This window comes from Paenibacillus albidus, assembly GCF_014644435.1.
Taxonomy (GTDB): Bacteria; Bacillota; Bacilli; order Paenibacillales; family Paenibacillaceae; genus Paenibacillus_AQ; species Paenibacillus_AQ albidus.
The window spans coordinates 1-16,254 of sequence record NZ_BMKR01000015.1 but is presented as its reverse complement, the minus strand read 5'-3'; the positions used below and the strand labels follow the sequence as shown (position 1 = coordinate 16,254).

The 16,254-nt window shown below is 52.9% G+C and carries 13 protein-coding genes; 11 read left to right on the top strand and 2 right to left on the bottom strand.

Annotation, left to right across the window (positions count from 1 at the left end; translation table 11 throughout):
- Nucleotides 1-245 precede the first annotated feature (245 nt).
- From IEY53_RS18045 to IEY53_RS18015, 7 genes are all read left to right on the top strand, one after another.
- On the top strand, nucleotides 246-1,568 hold the full coding sequence (locus tag IEY53_RS18045) for an extracellular solute-binding protein (RefSeq protein ID WP_189027376.1): 1,323 nt from the start codon (nucleotides 246-248) through the stop codon (nucleotides 1,566-1,568).
- Between the two features lie 104 nt (nucleotides 1,569-1,672).
- Nucleotides 1,673-2,548 (top strand): carbohydrate ABC transporter permease, encoded by an 876-nt coding sequence (locus IEY53_RS18040; protein WP_189027374.1) that lies wholly within the window; start codon nucleotides 1,673-1,675, stop codon nucleotides 2,546-2,548.
- 17 nt (nucleotides 2,549-2,565) lie between these two features.
- On the top strand, nucleotides 2,566-3,396 hold the full coding sequence (locus tag IEY53_RS18035) for a carbohydrate ABC transporter permease (protein ID WP_189027372.1): 831 nt from the start codon (nucleotides 2,566-2,568) through the stop codon (nucleotides 3,394-3,396).
- A gap of 40 nt (nucleotides 3,397-3,436) precedes the next feature.
- A complete protein-coding gene (locus IEY53_RS18030; protein WP_189027370.1) occupies nucleotides 3,437-5,245 on the top strand; it encodes a cache domain-containing sensor histidine kinase in 1,809 nt (602 codons plus the stop codon).
- Nucleotides 5,235-6,812 carry a response regulator transcription factor gene (locus IEY53_RS18025; protein WP_189027368.1) on the top strand — a complete coding sequence of 526 codons (1,578 nt, stop codon included), beginning with the start codon at nucleotides 5,235-5,237 and terminating at the stop codon, nucleotides 6,810-6,812. Before IEY53_RS18030 ends, IEY53_RS18025 begins: the two co-directional genes overlap by 11 nt.
- A gap of 19 nt (nucleotides 6,813-6,831) precedes the next feature.
- A complete protein-coding gene (locus IEY53_RS18020; RefSeq protein WP_189027366.1) occupies nucleotides 6,832-9,141 on the top strand; it encodes a glycoside hydrolase family 3 C-terminal domain-containing protein in 2,310 nt (769 codons plus the stop codon).
- A 1,611-nt stretch (nucleotides 9,142-10,752) separates the two neighbouring features.
- Nucleotides 10,753-11,142, top strand: coding sequence for a DUF3592 domain-containing protein (locus tag IEY53_RS18015; protein ID WP_189027365.1), 390 nt, complete (start codon nucleotides 10,753-10,755; stop codon nucleotides 11,140-11,142).
- A 60-nt stretch (nucleotides 11,143-11,202) separates the two neighbouring features.
- Here the strand turns inward: IEY53_RS18015 and IEY53_RS18010 are convergent, their stop codons facing one another.
- Nucleotides 11,203-11,979: a Cof-type HAD-IIB family hydrolase gene (locus IEY53_RS18010; RefSeq protein ID WP_189027363.1), complete on the bottom strand. Its 777-nt coding sequence runs from the start codon at nucleotides 11,977-11,979 to the stop codon at nucleotides 11,203-11,205.
- Nucleotides 11,980-12,094: 115 nt separating this feature from the next.
- Here IEY53_RS18010 and IEY53_RS18005 point away from each other — a divergent pair, with 115 nt between their 5' ends.
- Both IEY53_RS18005 and IEY53_RS18000 read left to right on the top strand, forming a co-directional pair.
- Nucleotides 12,095-12,586 carry a GNAT family N-acetyltransferase gene (locus IEY53_RS18005; RefSeq protein WP_189027361.1) on the top strand — a complete coding sequence of 164 codons (492 nt, stop codon included), beginning with the start codon at nucleotides 12,095-12,097 and terminating at the stop codon, nucleotides 12,584-12,586.
- A gap of 72 nt (nucleotides 12,587-12,658) precedes the next feature.
- A complete protein-coding gene (locus IEY53_RS18000; RefSeq protein WP_189027359.1) occupies nucleotides 12,659-13,240 on the top strand; it encodes a GNAT family N-acetyltransferase in 582 nt (193 codons plus the stop codon).
- Between the two features lie 24 nt (nucleotides 13,241-13,264).
- On the opposite strand, the gene IEY53_RS17995 is transcribed toward IEY53_RS18000, so the two are convergent.
- A complete protein-coding gene (locus IEY53_RS17995; protein WP_189027357.1) occupies nucleotides 13,265-14,047 on the bottom strand; it encodes a DeoR/GlpR family DNA-binding transcription regulator in 783 nt (260 codons plus the stop codon).
- A gap of 173 nt (nucleotides 14,048-14,220) precedes the next feature.
- On the opposite strand from IEY53_RS17995, the gene IEY53_RS17990 reads away from it, so the two are divergent.
- Together IEY53_RS17990 and IEY53_RS17985 are read left to right on the top strand one after the other, a co-directional pair.
- On the top strand, nucleotides 14,221-15,120 hold the full coding sequence (locus IEY53_RS17990; RefSeq protein WP_189027355.1) for a metallophosphoesterase family protein: 900 nt from the start codon (nucleotides 14,221-14,223) through the stop codon (nucleotides 15,118-15,120).
- A gap of 34 nt (nucleotides 15,121-15,154) precedes the next feature.
- Entirely contained in the window at nucleotides 15,155-16,153 is a 999-nt protein-coding gene (locus tag IEY53_RS17985) for a histidinol phosphate phosphatase domain-containing protein (RefSeq protein WP_189027353.1), read from the top strand.
- Nucleotides 16,154-16,254: the final 101 nt, after the last annotated feature.

The window sequence follows — 16,254 nt, the reverse complement described above, 5'->3', positions numbered from 1 at the left end:
ATGAAAGCAAACATACATTACGTCATGAGTTACATTTCATAACTCATAATCGCGATTTTATCCAAAAAACTAAGGTGAAATTCAATATTCCTGATGAATATCGGATATAATCTAACATTTGTGGGATATAGCAAGAAGTGTGGAGCTTCTATAATAATGAGTAACAGATCAGACGAGACACGCTGACAACGATCTGGGAACCGCAATGGGACATGCTAATACAACTTAAGGAAAGAGGGTTGATTATGGTAAACAGCAAACAGACAAAGAAACTTGCTCTATTGACGATGGCGGGCATGCTGGCCTTGTTCACGGCGGCTTGCGGCAACAGCAGCAACAGCAGCAACTCGGATAATGCCAACGGGAGCGAAGGCTCCGGAGAGACGATTACCTTGAATATGATGCATCCCTGGACGTCGCCCAATGTAGATAACGAAGTCTACAAAGCCCGGATCGCCAAATTCGAGGAAGAGCATCCCGGCATTGTTATCCAGCAGGACGGTGTCCCTGCAGCCCAGTATAAGACCAAGTTGCGCACGCTTGCTGCGGCCAATAATCTGGCAGATATCAACGTCGTCTGGCCCGGCGCCGATCTGGCTCCGCTTGTAGAGGGAAGCCTGGTGGAGCCGATTGATGGTCTGATGGATAACTGGAGCGCCATTTTGCCGGAAAGTGCACTTGCCGGTTTTGAAGTCGGCGGCCATCAATATGCCATTCCTACCAAGCAGACCTTTGTGGACATCGTCTATTACAACAAGGCCATGTTCTCCCAGGTCGGATACGATCAGTTCCCGGACACGTATGAGAAATTTATCGATGCGGTTAAAAAGCTGAAGGCAGCCGGAATCACGCCGGTTTCGCTGGGCAACAAGGAGCAATGGCCGCTGCAATCCTCGTATCTGTCGATTATTGGCGACCGTCTCACAGGCAGCGATTTCCTGACCAAGGTTGTGGCCAAAGAAGCCAAGTTCACCGATCCTGATTTTGTCAAAGCCTTGTCAGTCATTGACGAATTGTCCAAGCTGGGAGCCTTCAATACGGATGCCAACAATATGGATTCCGTACAGGGCCAGGATTATTTCATTCAGGAAAAAGCGGCCATGCATATTTCCTCCTCCACCGTGGATGCGAGAATCCGCATCAATAATGAACAAGGCGACAAATTCGGTATCGCGCTGTTCCCAAAAGTAGAGGGGGGCAAAGGAGATCCGGTTAAAAGTGCAGGCGTCGTTCAATACGGCATTGCACTCAAAAGCGGATTGGATGAGAAAAAGAAAGCTGCGGCAGAAGAGTTCCTGAAATATTTTGTCAGTGAGGACCTGTACAAAGAGTTGATCCGAAACGGCGTAGTTGTTCCGGCTACCGTGGATATTCCCGAAGACGCCAGTCCGTATTTGAAAGAGATGCTGGAACTGACCGGCAACGGTACGGCTCCTGTCTTTGACAGTATCATTCCGACCCAGGTCGTGGATGTAGTGCAGAACGGCATTCAGGCACTGACCATCGGCAGAGGCACACCGGAGCAGGTGGCTGCGGATGCGCAGGAAGCTATCGATCAAATGAACTGAGTGCAACAATAATAAATGTTCTACCGAGAATGGCTGGCCCCCGGTGATGGAGGGACAGCCGTTTTTGGAAGGAGCAAAGGTCTCAGACTGGAAGGGGAATGCTTGTGCACACGCTAAAGCGAAACAAACTGGCTATATTCATCGGCTTATTTCCGGCGCTGGTCATCTATCTCGGCATCGCGATCATTCCGATTGGGCTGTCGTTCTATTATTCGATCATGGACTGGAACGGCATTGGCGATATGAAAGTAGTGGGAATGGATAACTATATCCGCATTCTCAGCGATGATACCTTTTGGCTGTCGGTGCAAAACAACGTCATGATTATGATTACAGGTCTTATTGGCCAGCTTCCGCTGGGTCTGATTATGGCTCTTTTGCTGAACAAGGGGCTGAGGGGTTCGGGGTTCTTCCGCACGGTCGGCTTTATGCCGGTTGTCATTTCCTCGGTTATGGTCTCCTTGATCTGGGGGATGGTCTACAACACGGAATACGGCATGCTCAACGGCATCCTCTCGTTCCTGGGCCTTGACAGCTGGAGGCAGAATTGGCTTGGCGATGCAAAATGGTCGATGCTGTCGATTAGTGTGGCCTATATATGGCAAAACTGCGGTTTATACATGGTCATTTTCCTGGCCGCTCTGCAAAATATACCGGAAGAGGTCAATGAAGCGGCAGAACTGGATGGTGCTACCGGATGGCGGCGGACAATCCATGTCACGATTCCGATGCTTAGAAACACCATTATGGTGGCGGTGGTCTACAGCATCAGCAACTCCTTCCGCGTGTTCGATCTGATCCAGGTGCTGACGGGCGGAGGCCCGGCGCATCAGACGGAAGTGATGACGATTTACATGTATAACAGTGCATTTATGAATCTTCGTTACGGATACGGCAGTGCGGTGTCGATTCTGATTCTGCTGTTCAGTCTGGTTGTGATTTCGGTAATTAACCGGCTGGGCCGGGAGAAGGACGCCTAAAGAAAGGAGATGGGATCATGAAGAAGAAGTCACCGTTGTTCCAGATATTTGCCTACACTTTTTTAAGCTTGTTCGCTATTATGAATATAATTCCGATCTTCTGGATGGTCGTCAACTCATTCAAGGAGGAGCAGGAATATGCGGCGGACCCGTTTTCTTTTCCGGAGACACTGAATTTCTCCAACTACAGCAAGGCCTGGGATATCGCCAATATGGATACTTATTTTCTGAACAGTCTGATCATTACGTTTGTTTCCCTGATTGTCACTGTGCTGCTCGGGGCGCTGGCCGCTTATTTTCTGGCCCGGTTTACCTTCAGGCTGCGCGGTTTCATCTACGGATTATTTCTGCTGGGCATGTTGGTGCCGATTCATGCGACACTGATTCCTATATTTCTGATTATGCAAAAAATGAGTCTGATTGACACCTATCTGTCGCTCATTTTGCCCTATACTGCGTTTCATCTGTCCTTGACCGTGTTCATTCTGGAAGGGTTCATGCGCGGATTTCCCAAAGATCTGGAGGAATCGGGTGTGATGGACGGCGCGGGAATCTTCCGTATTTTCTGGTCCATTATCTTGCCTATCACCCGCCCGGCCATGGCAACGGTGGTCATTCTGAATTTCATCTACAACTGGAACGAGTATTTGTTCGCACTGGTGCTGATCACCTCCAATTCGCTCAAGACGCTTCCTCTGGGGCTGGCGAATTTTGTCGGGGTTGAAACAGCAAGCTACACTCTGCAAATGTCCGCGCTTACCATTGCGCTCATTCCTATACTCATCTTCTATCTATTGCTGCAGAAGCAACTGGTGACGGGCATGACGGCGGGGGCGGTTAAGGGTTAAACGGAGGCAATGCGGCAATGTAAAAAAAGGAGCCTGGCTGATGAAAGCAATCCCTGACAGGAAACTCGGCAATTTCGGCTTGAAATCCAAAGCGCTGGTGATTTTTCTGCTTTTTGTGATCCTGCCAACCATCGGGGTCGGAGTGGTGGTGCAATACAAATATAACCAGGTGCTTCGGGAGCAGTTCATCAGCTCTACGAGACGGACCCTGGACAATGTTACCAGCCGGCTTGGCGAGCAAACCAAAATGGTCGAGGACATTGCCGATTACCTCATCCTGAGCCCTGATACGAGAGCTTTTCTTAGAAGTTATCCCCGGCTCCAAAATGAACAAAAAACCGTGGTCAAACGCAATATCGAGGATTTTCTGACGTTTCAGTTAATGTCACGGGGGTATATCCGATCCATTGAAATCTCCGGCTTCAACGGCAATTCGATTGAAATGGGTGAACCCTTCATTGGCGATGAAGCGAGGTGGCAGAAGGAGGCTATCGCCCGAAAAGGCGGGATTCTCTGGACTGCCGGCTATCCGCTGACCAGCTCGTGGAACGGGGAGGTTAACGTTCTGTCGCTGATTCGGATTCTGAACTCGTTCAGTGAGGTCACGAAGCCGCTTGGGATGCTGACGATCCGGCTTGATGAAGCCAGCCTTGCGGCTCAACTGGAAAAAGGTATCCTGGAAGAAAATGAAGGCAGCGTATTTCTGATAGGGGATCAAGGGGAGCTGATCTTAGAATCGGCAAACAAGATGCCGGACCGTTTCGTTCCGGACGCGGACCTGATGAAGAAGCTCTCAGCCAGCAATAAGAAGCTGACAACCTATAAGGTGGGAGGCGAAAATTATTTAACACTGTACAACCAGATTGAGACTACAAACTGGAAAATGGTTGTAATGATCTCGGAGAAGAAGATGGCTGAGCAATTCCGTGGTGTGAAGATGGTTATGCTGGTGATTCTGCTGGCGATTCTGATATTGGCACTTATTGCATTTTTCGGCTTCCATTATACCATTATCCGGCCCATTCTGCGGCTGAAGATCGAAACAGGCCGGGTGGCGGGCGGTGATTTCAGTGCCCGGGTCCCTGTCAATTCCCGGGATGAAATCTCGGAGCTGAACCGCAAGTTTAATGAGATGGTCATGACGATCCAGCAGCTGATCGAGCATAAATACAAGCTGGAGCTGCGGGAGCGGGAATCCGAGCTGAAGCTCATGCAGAACCAAATGGACCCTCATTTCCTGTACAATACACTGGATATGATCCGCTGGACAGCCCGTTTGGAGCAGGCCGAGCAGTCCAGTCAGCTGATCGAAATGCTCTCGAAGTTCTTCCGGGCCAGTGTGAATAACGGCAATTATCAGACGACTTTGCGCAAGGAGATGGATCTGGTTCAGGCTTATCTATACTTGCAGAAGTACCGGCTGGGGGACAAGCTGTTCTACTCGCTGTATGTGGAGCCGGGGCTTGAGGAGGCGCTCACGCTTAAGGCAACAATCCAGCCCCTGGTCGAGAATGCCATCAAGCACGGATGGGACAAGACAAAGCCGGTTAACCGGATAGAAGTCAGTGCCTACACTTCGGACGGCGTGATCAGGATCGATGTCGCTGACAACGGTAAAGGGATGAGGCCTGAACGGATGCAGGAAATTGCGGCTTCCCTGCGCAGGCGGCTCGACCGGCTGCATGGGCATGAAGGCGCATTGCAGAATATTCATGAACGTCTGTCCATCTTCTTCGGGCAGGAATACGGATTGGAGATTCACAATACTTCGGCGGAAGGTACGGTCATTCGGATCACCCTCCCTATGCCGGAAGCCGAAATTCCGGGTGGTGAAGAACATGGGCAATAATGCGGCAAGAAACAGCAAGCTGCTCAAGATGCTGATTGTAGACGACGAACCGATCATATGCAAAGGTCTGCGCTGCACTATTGACTGGTCAGAGCTGGGGATTGAGGTCATCGGGGAGGCTTATGACGGAGAGGAAGCACTGCAGGTGATGGAGCGGTCCGGTGCGGATATTGTACTGTCCGACATCCGAATGGATGGAATGGATGGTCTGCAGCTGGCCGAACAGGTCAGGTTGCGATTTCCGGAGACGAAAATGATCATTATCAGCGGGTACGAGGATTTTGAGTATGCGCGTCAGGCCATCCGTCTGGGCGTCGATGATTATCTGCTGAAGCCGGTGGATGTGGATGAATTGATCGGGGTCGTGGAGACGCTGATCCAAGATGTCCGCAAGCAACGGCAGGAGGGCGGAATTGAAGAAATCAAGCTGTGGCTTACCAACATGGCCCGCCACGGAATCGCTTACCGGAAGGCTGCTCCCTCTTCTCTAAAAGGCGTGCAGTTCCGCATTTTGGCGACCCAGCTTACCTCTTTTCAGGAGCATTATGCCGGTCTGGCGCAAGAAGCCTATGGGTTGATTCAGGAGAACTGGATAAGTTGTCTGCAGCAGAAGCTGGAACGGCCGGATCTGCAGCTGGTCTCTGTCTTTGATCATGAGAATCTTCTGATCACACTGGCGGTATCCGATCACTGGATGACTCCCGGGGAATGGCTGGAGCGGCTGGAGCCAGTCTTTTCCCAGCCCTTTTCCAAGTCAAGCCTGTGCTGCGGTGTGTCGGAGGTATACAGCGGGATAGAAGAAACGGCGGGGCGTTGCGCGGAAGCGTCTGAACTGCTGCGCTTATATGTCTTGGAGAATGAGCCGCTGCTGGATATGGAATACAGCACCCGCTGGAGCGGAACCAGGGAGCCAACGCCTTTCAATATTACAGCATTGGTGCAGGGCCTTGTCTCTGCTTTGTTCAAGCAGGATGGGGAAGAGACGGAGCGGCTGGCTGCCGGAATGTTCGATTTCTTCCGGGCAGAAGCTTATCTGCTGCCGGAAATCCTGACGGTATATGAAGAGCTGTTCGCGCTGCTCCGTCAGCGTCTGCGCAAAAGCGGTATTACCGGTATGGAGTACAGCCGCCAATCGCCGGATCTTTATCTCTATAACTCTTATGATGCGCTTGCGGAGCTGACCCGCCGGGATTTCACGGATCTGCTGGAGCTGATTGAGCAGAGCGGGACGGACCGCTCCTACTGGATCGTGGAGAAGGCCAAACGTTATATCGAGGAGCAGTACCGGACCGATCTCAAAGCTTCGGAAGTTGCGGCGTGGCTAAAAATTACGCCCAGTTATTTCAGCTATATTTTCAAGCAGAGTACGGGCAAAGGGTTCACGGAATATATGAATGAGCTGCGGATTGAGCAGGCCAAGGCCTTGCTTGCATCCACTCATGACAAGGTGTTTGAAATTGCCGATCAGGTAGGCTACAGGGAATACAAATATTTTGTGTCGGTGTTCAAATCCCATACGGGCATGACGCCCAAGGAATACCGGGGATTGCGGGCAAGCCAATCATAATAACGGGGGGAATCGGACGATGGAGATTTACAGACAGTCCTCATACGCAGTGGAAGAACGTGTACAGGACCTGTTGTCCCGAATGACGCTTCAAGAAAAAGTGGGACAGCTGAATCAGCGGATGTACGGCTGGGATGCCTACGCTTTTGAGAAGGGGGAACTGGTGCTGAGCGAAGCCTTCAAAGCAGAAGTGGCCACCGGCGGGGGAATGGGTGCCCTTTACGGATTATTCCGCAGCGATCCCTGGTCGGGCGTCGATTACAGCAACGGCATTAATGCCGCAGGCAGTGGGGCGGCCGCAAACAAGATCCAGCGTTATATGCTAGAGCACACGCGCCTCGGTATTCCGGTCCTTCTTAGCGAGGAATGCCCGCACGGACATCAGGCACTGGATGGCACCCTCCTGCCGGTTAATTTAGCTGCTGGTTCCACCTGGAATCCGGAGCTAATGGAAGAGGCCTACAGCAAGGTGGCGCTGGAGCTGCGGAGCCGGGGGGCCCATCTCGGGCTGCTCTCCGCGCTGGATATTCTGCATGATCCGCGCTGGGGACGCTCCGAGGAGTGCTACAGTGAAGATCCTTATCTGGCAGCGGCGCTGACGGCTGCGGCGGTGCAAGGAATGCAGGGCACCGGGGAGGGGGATTTGGCCTCCCCGGACCGGATTGCGGTGGTGCTGAAGCATCTGTGTGCACAGGGAGCCGCTTTGGGCGGACGCAATGCAGGGCCTGCCGCCATCGGGGAACGTGAGCTGCGGGAGATTCATCTGCCGGCAGCCCGGGCTGGAGCGGCTGCAGGGGCGGCCGGATTCATGGCCGCCTATAATGAAATCGACGGCATTCCCTGCCATGCCAACGAACGGCTGCTGACGGATGTCCTGCGGGAGGAATGGTCCTTTGGCGGCGTGGTTATGGCCGACGGCCAGGCTGTAGACCGGCTGCTGGCACTGACCGGCAGCCATGAAGCCGCAGCGGCGCTTGCCTTGACGTCCGGCGTCGACCTGAGCCTGTGGGACAAGTCGTTCAGCACGCTTGCCGAGGCTGTCCGTCTTGGCCTGGTCGAGGAGGTTTATCTCGACCGGGCGGTCCGGCGTGTCCTGGCGCTGAAATTCCGCCTGGGCTTGTTCGATAATCCGTTCACGGATGAAGCCCGGGCGGCTTCCGTGGTGGGCAGCCCCGAGATCCGCGGACTAAGCCTGCAAATTGCGCGGGAATCTGCGGTGCTCTTGAAGAACGAGCAGGGTCTGCTGCCGCTTCTGCCTGGGCTCTCCCGCATTGCGGTCATTGGACCCAATGCGGACCGGCTGTATAATCAGCTTGGCGATTATACCAGCGTCCAGCCTGAAGGCAGCGGGATCACCGTGCTTCAGGGCATCCGGCAGCACGCACCTGCCGGAACGGAGGTCGTGCATGCCATGGGCTGCGGCATCCGCAGCAGCTCCGAGGAGGGTTTGGCCGAGGCCGCCTTGCTGGCGGCGGGGGCGGATGTTGCTGTGCTGGTGCTGGGCGGCAGCAGCGCGCGGCAGTTCGGCGGCGTCTTTGAAGACAACGGCGCGGCGGTGGTTTCGGAAGGCAGTCCTTCCGAAATGGATTGCGGCGAAGGCGTGGACCTGGCCGACCTGCGGCTCGGCGGGTTGCAGCAGCGGCTCGCCGAGGAGGTGGCCGCTACCGGGACACCGGTGGTCGCCGTGATCATCCAGGGACGGCCGCATGCCCTCGAAGGAATTGAGCCGCTCGCCGGTGCGCTGCTGTGTGCCTGGTATCCCGGACCGGAGGGCGGGAGGGCTCTGGCCGAAATTCTGTTCGGCGCGGTGAACCCAAGCGGCAAGCTGCCGGTATCCCTGCCGCGTTCATCGGGGCAGCTGCCGGTCTATTACAACCAGAAGGACCCTGGCCGTCCGCGCGTGTATGTGGACATGCCGTCAGCACCGCTGTATCCATTTGGTTACGGGCTGAGCTACACCTCGTTTGAATACAGTGGCCTGACACTTTCACAGCCGTCTATTGCTGCATCTGCTCTGCAGGCCGGAGAGGAGATAACGGTCAGCGTTAAGGTCAGGAACGCGGGCGGGACAGCCGGAATGGAGACGGTTCAGCTCTACATCCGTGCCCGGGAATCGGGCATCACCCGCAGAATTCTGGAATTGAAAGGTTTCCGTAAAATCACCCTCGCGCCTGGTGAAGAGACAATAGTTACCTTTAAGCTTGGGTTTGAGGAGCTGGCGATCTGGAACAAAAATCTGAAGTTCTCTGCCGAACCCTGCCGGGTAACCGTGATGGCCGGAGGCAGCTCCAGTGAGACCCTATTATCCGAGCTCGCCGTAACCCGCTGAGTATAGGAATAGCTTCTAATCTGCTGAATGTCCAACAAAGAGGTGTCCCAGAAGCCAAATGGCTGCTTGGGACACCTCTTTCAACAATGTCTCTGATGGAGCGCGGGACCATTCTGGCCAGCGGTCGCTCCAGTGTATTTAGTGCAGTCAAATCGCTTCGGAGGAGCCTGAAAGGCTATTCTGATGTATTTTGTACATCGCAAACCTCGAAAATATCGAAATCCAGGCACATTCGGCCTTTCCTGATGCACAAAATACAGCCAAACCGAAAAAAAGCCCGGTTTATCCACGTTCTGCTGCACAAAATGCAGTCAAACCACAACTTAGCTCACTAGCAGTAACTATCAGGCACTCATCCAGCATTCAACCAGCACTCATTCGGCACTTAACCAGCACACATCCAGCACACATCCAGCATACAACCAGCACTGCCTCTGATGTAGCTCGCGACCAGTATGGCCGGCTACCGCTCCAGTGTATTTAGTGCAGTCAAATCGCTTCGAACGAGCCTGAGAGGCTATTCTGATGTATTTTGTACATCGCAAACCTCGAAAATATCGAAATCCAGGCACATTCGGCCTTTCCTGATGCACAAAATGCAGCCAAACCGAAAAAAAGCCCGGTTTATCCGCGTTCTGCTGCACAAAATGCAGTCAAACCACAACTTAGCTCACTAGCAGTCACTCACCCAGCACTCATTCGGCACTCATTCAGTACACATCCAGCACTCACCCAGCACTCACCCAGCACTCATCCGGCACTCATTCAGTACTCACCCAGCACTCATCCGGCACTTAACCAGCACACATCCAGCACACATCCGGCACTCACCCAGCACTCACCCAGCACTCATCCGGCACTCATTCAGTACTCACCCAGCACTCATCCGGCACTTAACCAGCACACATCCAGCACTCACCCAGCTCTCACCCAGCACTCACCCAGCACTCACCCAGCACTCATCCGGCACTCACCCAGTACTCATCCAGCACTCACCCAGTACTCATCCAGTACTCACCCAGCACTCATTCAGCACTCATCTAGCACTCATCCGGCACTCAACCAGCACTCAACCAGCGCTCGACCGGCACTCACCTGGCACTCACCCAGCACTCAATCCGGCCTGTTGCCCCCGCCATCACTCAATCCCAGGGTTACGCACAGTTGACAACGGTTATGAAGTGCAGTGGCGCCAATACCAAAGTAACGATGCCAGCAATGTCCGCTAATGGCCCATGTGTACCAAGATTGTTGGCGGCGGGAGGGGCACAGTGAGTCTTTGAAGGCCTCCGGTATAGACTACTGGCTCGGCAACTCCTGCCAAGTAAAGCAGTCTAAGCTTTAGCCGTTCGTTCGGCGGATGATGGAGCCGGGAAGTGTGTTTGAGCAACTGAAGAATAAGCGGGGATTTCGTAGATTTATCCTTCGATGGATGGGGAAAATGGCGCTTGGAGGACGGAGGGCTTTCGCTTGATGGGACACCCCTTATCTCGCTAAGTGGTATCACAAAATCCGAATGAGCCCTCACCCCAATCTTGAAAGCGCTCCATAATTTGTCTATCATAAGGTAATAAACACATTCAATCCCATAGCCCGAATGGACGAAGGAGGATGTTATTTATCAATACGAGTGTTATTGTGATCCTGATTGTGCTGTTTTCTACGATGACCGGAATATTGACTGTTTATTTCGCGATTTCCAAGATTCGTGTCCAGAAGGAGAACCTCCGGTCAAGACAAGAGCTTGTGAAGAGCGGAATTCCTGCCCAGGCTAGGATCAAATCGATCCGGCAGCTATCCTCCACTATGAATGACAGGCCCGAAGTCGAGCTGGAATTGGAGCTGACCCAGGAGAACGGAGAAAGGGTGGACGCCATGACACGCACCTTCATTCCGCTCACCCATATCCCCAGGTTTCAGCCTGGGAATATCATCGAGGTGAGGTACAGTAAGGCGGGGAACATTTTAAGAGTGGAGCCTGCGGATGCCTACTTCCCGTGAACGGCCAAGGGCCTCGAGGGCTCCCTTCCATGTAAGCTTCCGTTAAGCCGCGGCCATCCCTTAGCCGATCAACCCTGCATGCCGCAGTCCCTGACGAATCCCGCCTTCATCTACAGAAGCCGTTACATAGTCGGCATAGGGCAGCAGTTCTGGGTGAGAATTGCCCATGGCGATGCCAAGGCCTACATGCTCCAGCATTTCCATATCATTCAGGCCGTCCCCAAAAGCGACCGCTTCCGAAGGGGAGATATTCAGGCGTGCCAGCATGGACTCGATGCCGACCGCTTTGGAGCCGCCCATGACGGTGACGTCCATCGCTTTGGGGTGCCAGCGGACCAGACGGAGATCATCGAACACTTGGTCATACAGATGCTCATCCGCAGCTTCACAGTGCAGAAAAACCTGATAAATATCGGAATTTCTCCAGAATTCAGGGTCGAATCCGGGTTGCTCCACCCGCAGGGAGTTCACAGATTCCATAATAAAAGGATGGGCCTCGGAGTTGGCGAAGAACTGCTCATTGCCTTCAAAAACCAGCGAATGGTTGTTGCGCCCGGCGGCTTCCACCAGCTTCTCCAAGCTGCTCAGCGGCAAGGTGCGCTTATACAAAGGTTCACCTTTATAAACAACATACGCTCCGTTAAGACTGACAAAAGAGTCAATGTGCAGCAGCTCAGCAAGCGGCTTGAAGAAATAAGGCGCACGTCCGGTGGCAATCACGGGCTCGATGCCGCTCGCCTTTAATTCGGCAATGGCGTCAATAGTGTCCTGCGGCACCTGCTTCTCGTCATTTACCAGTGTGCCGTCGATGTCGAAAAATACAATTTTATAACTCATGTCTCGTACCTGCTCCTATCTGTATCTTTATAAATGTCGCAATAACTGTTTCCTTGATTAGTGTAACATATTTGCAATATCGCACCTATATTATCCCGGAAGGAGGTTCCAGTACATGCTATACACCATTAGATCCGTAGAGGAGCAAGACATCCCCTTTCTATGGGAGATGTTATACGAGTCCTTATATGTACCAGAGGGTCAACCGCCATTCCGCAGGGAAATAATCCGTGAGCCGGATATTGCCAAGTATGTGGAGGGCTGGGGCAGGGAAGGGGATCTGGGTTATATTGCGGTGAACGACAAGGGGGAGCATTTGGGTTCGGTAACCCTTCGCTATTTTGACCAGAGTTGTGGAGGGTTTGGATATGTTGGGGCAGATGTGCCTGAACTGGGCATGGCGCTTAAGGCTGAATACCGGGCACAAGGAATGGGTAAGGCTCTCTTAAAAAGATTATTTGAGGAGCTCAGCCTGCGGAAAGTGCAGAAGGTGTCTCTGAGCGTAGACCCGGATAACGCAGCTGCGGTGAAGCTGTATAAACGGTTTGGGTTCAAGGAGATTGGAATAGTCGGCACCTCGATTACAATGGTTGCTGAGATTGAATAGTCGCCTCGCCGGTTAGAACGCCGATCATGGGAATGTGTCAGAGTGAATTTTTAAGAAGGAGGGAATTGAGGGATGATTCTATTTCAGGGGCAAGAGCTGGGTCTACGGAGTCTGGAACCCGCGGATGCGGGGTTGCTGGTGCAATGGCTGTCCGACCCCGGGGTGCTGGAATTCTATGAAGGGCGTGACCGCCCGCATGATATGGACAAGGTGTTGGAGAATTTTTACCCGGATGAAGATGAGCATGGGTTAACACGCTGTATCATTGAGTACCACAGTCAGGCTATCGGGTACCTGCAATTTTATCCTATAGATGAAGAAGAACTCGGAATATACGGCTATCAGGAGTATGCAGGCCGGATCTACGGTATGGATCAGTTCATTGGCGAGACGGAGTATTGGAACCGGGGGCTTGGCTCCCAGTTGATCCGGGAAACCGTGGCTTACCTCATTGAACAGAAAAATGCGAGCAAAATTGTCATGGACCCCCAGGCCTGGAATGCGCGGGCGCTAAGGGTCTATGAGAAAAACGGGTTCGTCAAAAAGAAGCTGCTGGAGAAGCATGAATGGCATGAAGGTGAATATAGAGATTGTTGGCTGATTGAATATGACCGGAAGGCCAATTCCGCGGAACTCGCCATCCGCAAGAAATGAATCGGCTGAGCGGTAGCACCGGGTTCAGGCCTTAATCCATGATACGCCATACTTCTCCAGTTCTTCTGACCAGGAACCAGGCATCTCCTGATCGCTGATAATGATATCCGCCGTATCCAGTGCGGCGATTTGACAGAAGGCTGTACTGCCGATCTTGCTGTGGTCTGCCAGCAGGATGACTTCATTGGCCTGCTCGGCGGCCCTGCGGGAGACCAGGGTTTCGTTCAGCTCATAATCGGTGATTCCGTGTTGAAGGGAGATGCCGCCGACAGAGAGGAACGCCTTGTCCACACTGAAATGTCCAAGCATCTCATGCGTCATAATGCCACTCACGGACTGCTGCTCTATGGAGACCTCACCGCCGAGCAGAATCACTTTCCCCGTGAAATGTTCATGGGACAACGCCTGGAGCAAGGCAGCCGCTGAGGGAAGCGAGGTTGTGATTACTGTGATCCTTTTTTTGCCGGCCATATAGCGGGTCATCTCCAGTACAGTCGTCCCCGTGTCCATAAAGACAGTGTCTCCGTCCTTCAGCAATCCGGCAGCCTGACGGCCGATGGCTTCTTTTTCCGCCTGATTCAGCTTGCGCCGCATCGTATACGAGGGCTCTCCGTTATGATGGGTGAGCTTTACTGCCCCGCCATAGACCCGTTTGAGCTTCCCTAGTTCCTCCAAGACATCCATATCCCGCCGGATCGTTTCATTCGAGACCTGAAGCTGCAACGCCAGCGGGATTACCTTCACCTTTCCAGCCTCATCCAGCTGCTGCAAAATCAACTGCTGCCGTTCCTCTGCCAATAAAGACAATGAATCCCTCTCCTTCACAAAAAATAAGATTGCATCCCTTTGCTTGTTAATGCTATTTTAGAATAAAGTAACACAATAAACAACGTATAATCACAAAAAACAACATGAATCTCACAGAAACTATGAGGCATCAGTAATCCATCTAAAAAAGAGCAGAGCTCAGGAGGCCAGAGATGAACAAGCAACAGCTTGCTTTTCGCGACAACGGGACGTTTAAGATTGTGCAGTTTACGGATATCCACCTCAAGGATGGCATCCATCCCGAGAAGGATACCCGAACGCTGGCATTGATGGAGCAGATTGTCGAGACGGAACAGCCGGATTTGATTGTGTTCACGGGTGATCTGATTTCCAGTGAAGAGACAGGGGATCCGCAAGCGGTTTTCCGCCGGGTTATAGAGGTCGCGGCCCAGGCAAAAACCCCTTTTGCTGTAATCTACGGCAATCATGATTCGGAGAAAGGAGTTACCCGGGCCGAGCTGCAGGAAATTCTTACGGAATATGAGTATTGTGTGTCCAAAGCAGGGCCTGAAGACATCCATGGCACCGGGAATTATGCGTTGACTCTAGACAACCATGCAGGAGAACGGGAATCGGCTGTGCTGTATTTTGTGGATTCAGGTGAATATGCTCCGGCTGAAATTGGCGGATATGCCTGGATTCACCCGGATCAAGTGGGCTGGTATGTGCAGGAGTCCCGCCAGATCCGTGCGAGAAATGGAGGACCGCTGCCCGGACTTGCTTTTCTGCATATCCCGCTGCCGGAATATCATGAAGTATGGCAATCCGGAACCGTTGAGGGGAGAAAAGGGGAGATGGTCTGCTGCCCCAAAATCAACAGCGGCTTGTTCACGGCGATGCTGGAATCGGGAGATGTTATGGCGGCTTTTGCCGGACATGATCATGACAATGACTACATAGGCGTGCTGCATGGGATTACGCTTGCTTATGGCCGGGTAACCGGGCATAACACCTACGGTGTATTGGAGCGCGGGGCGCGGGTGATTCAGCTTCTGGAGGGAGAACGGCGCTTCAATACGTGGCTTAGGCTGGAAGACGGCAGTGTTATATAGAATATGTTGTCATGCTGACAGGAGGATATAGGCTATGAAAGTTGATTTTCATCTCCATCTGGAAGAAGGACCTTACTCGCCAAGATGGCTGCAGCGTACGCTGGAAAGTATGGCTGCCCTAACAGAAAACACTCATGTACCGCATACGATGGGCTGGATGCAAGAAAGTTTTGCTCGTTTGGAACGGAGAATGCACGGAGGCGCGTTTACAGAAGAATGGCTGGACCTGTATCTGAAGCGGGCCCAAAACCTCGGGATGCATACGGTTGGCATTGTCGATCATCTCTACCGGTTCAAGGAATACAAAACCTACTATGAGCCATTCATGATTCTGGATGAGACCCCGATTGGCAGATTGCAGCGGGAGTGGCTGGATCAGGTATGTATGGCGGAAGTGGACGATTTTGTATCCTGTATTCACAGCCAGAAGGAGAAGTGGCGGCGCGCCGGGATTGAACTGCGGCTCGGGATCGAAGCCGATTATTTCCCGGGCTGTGAGCAGGAGCTCAGCCGCATCTTGACCGAACAGCCGTATGACTACGTTATCGGCTCGGTGCATTTTGTGGATGGCTGGGGTTTTGACAATCCGGCTACGCAGAAGCAATTTGAAAAGTTTGATCTGGAGGTGCTGTATGCGAGGTTCTTCGAGATCGTTGGGGGCGCGATAGCCTCGCGTTTGTTCGATATTGTTGCCCACCTTGACAATCTGAAGGCCTTCAATTACCGTCCCGACGAACAGCGGCTGCTGCCCATGTATGAGCAGATCGCGGATTTGCTGGTGGAAAATGATACTGCGACGGAGATCAACGCCGGAATGGTCTACCGTTACCCGATCAGGGAGATGTGTCCAAGTCCGGCTTTTCTGGCGGTACTGGCTGCCAAGGGGGTGCTGCTCACGACCTCCACCGACGCCCACTTCCCGGATGATCTGGGTGGTTACACAGAGCAGCAGCTGGGGATGCTTGCCAAGGCAGGGATGAAGGAGCTTGTGACCTTCCAGAACCGGCAACGGACCAGACACAGCCTGGTTTGACCAGGCGGGGAGTGAAGAACCGCAAGTTCGGACCAAGCTTACGGACTCAGTGTACTTCTGTCAATAGAGTGGACACAGTAAAAAGGTCAATTCGCAAGCTT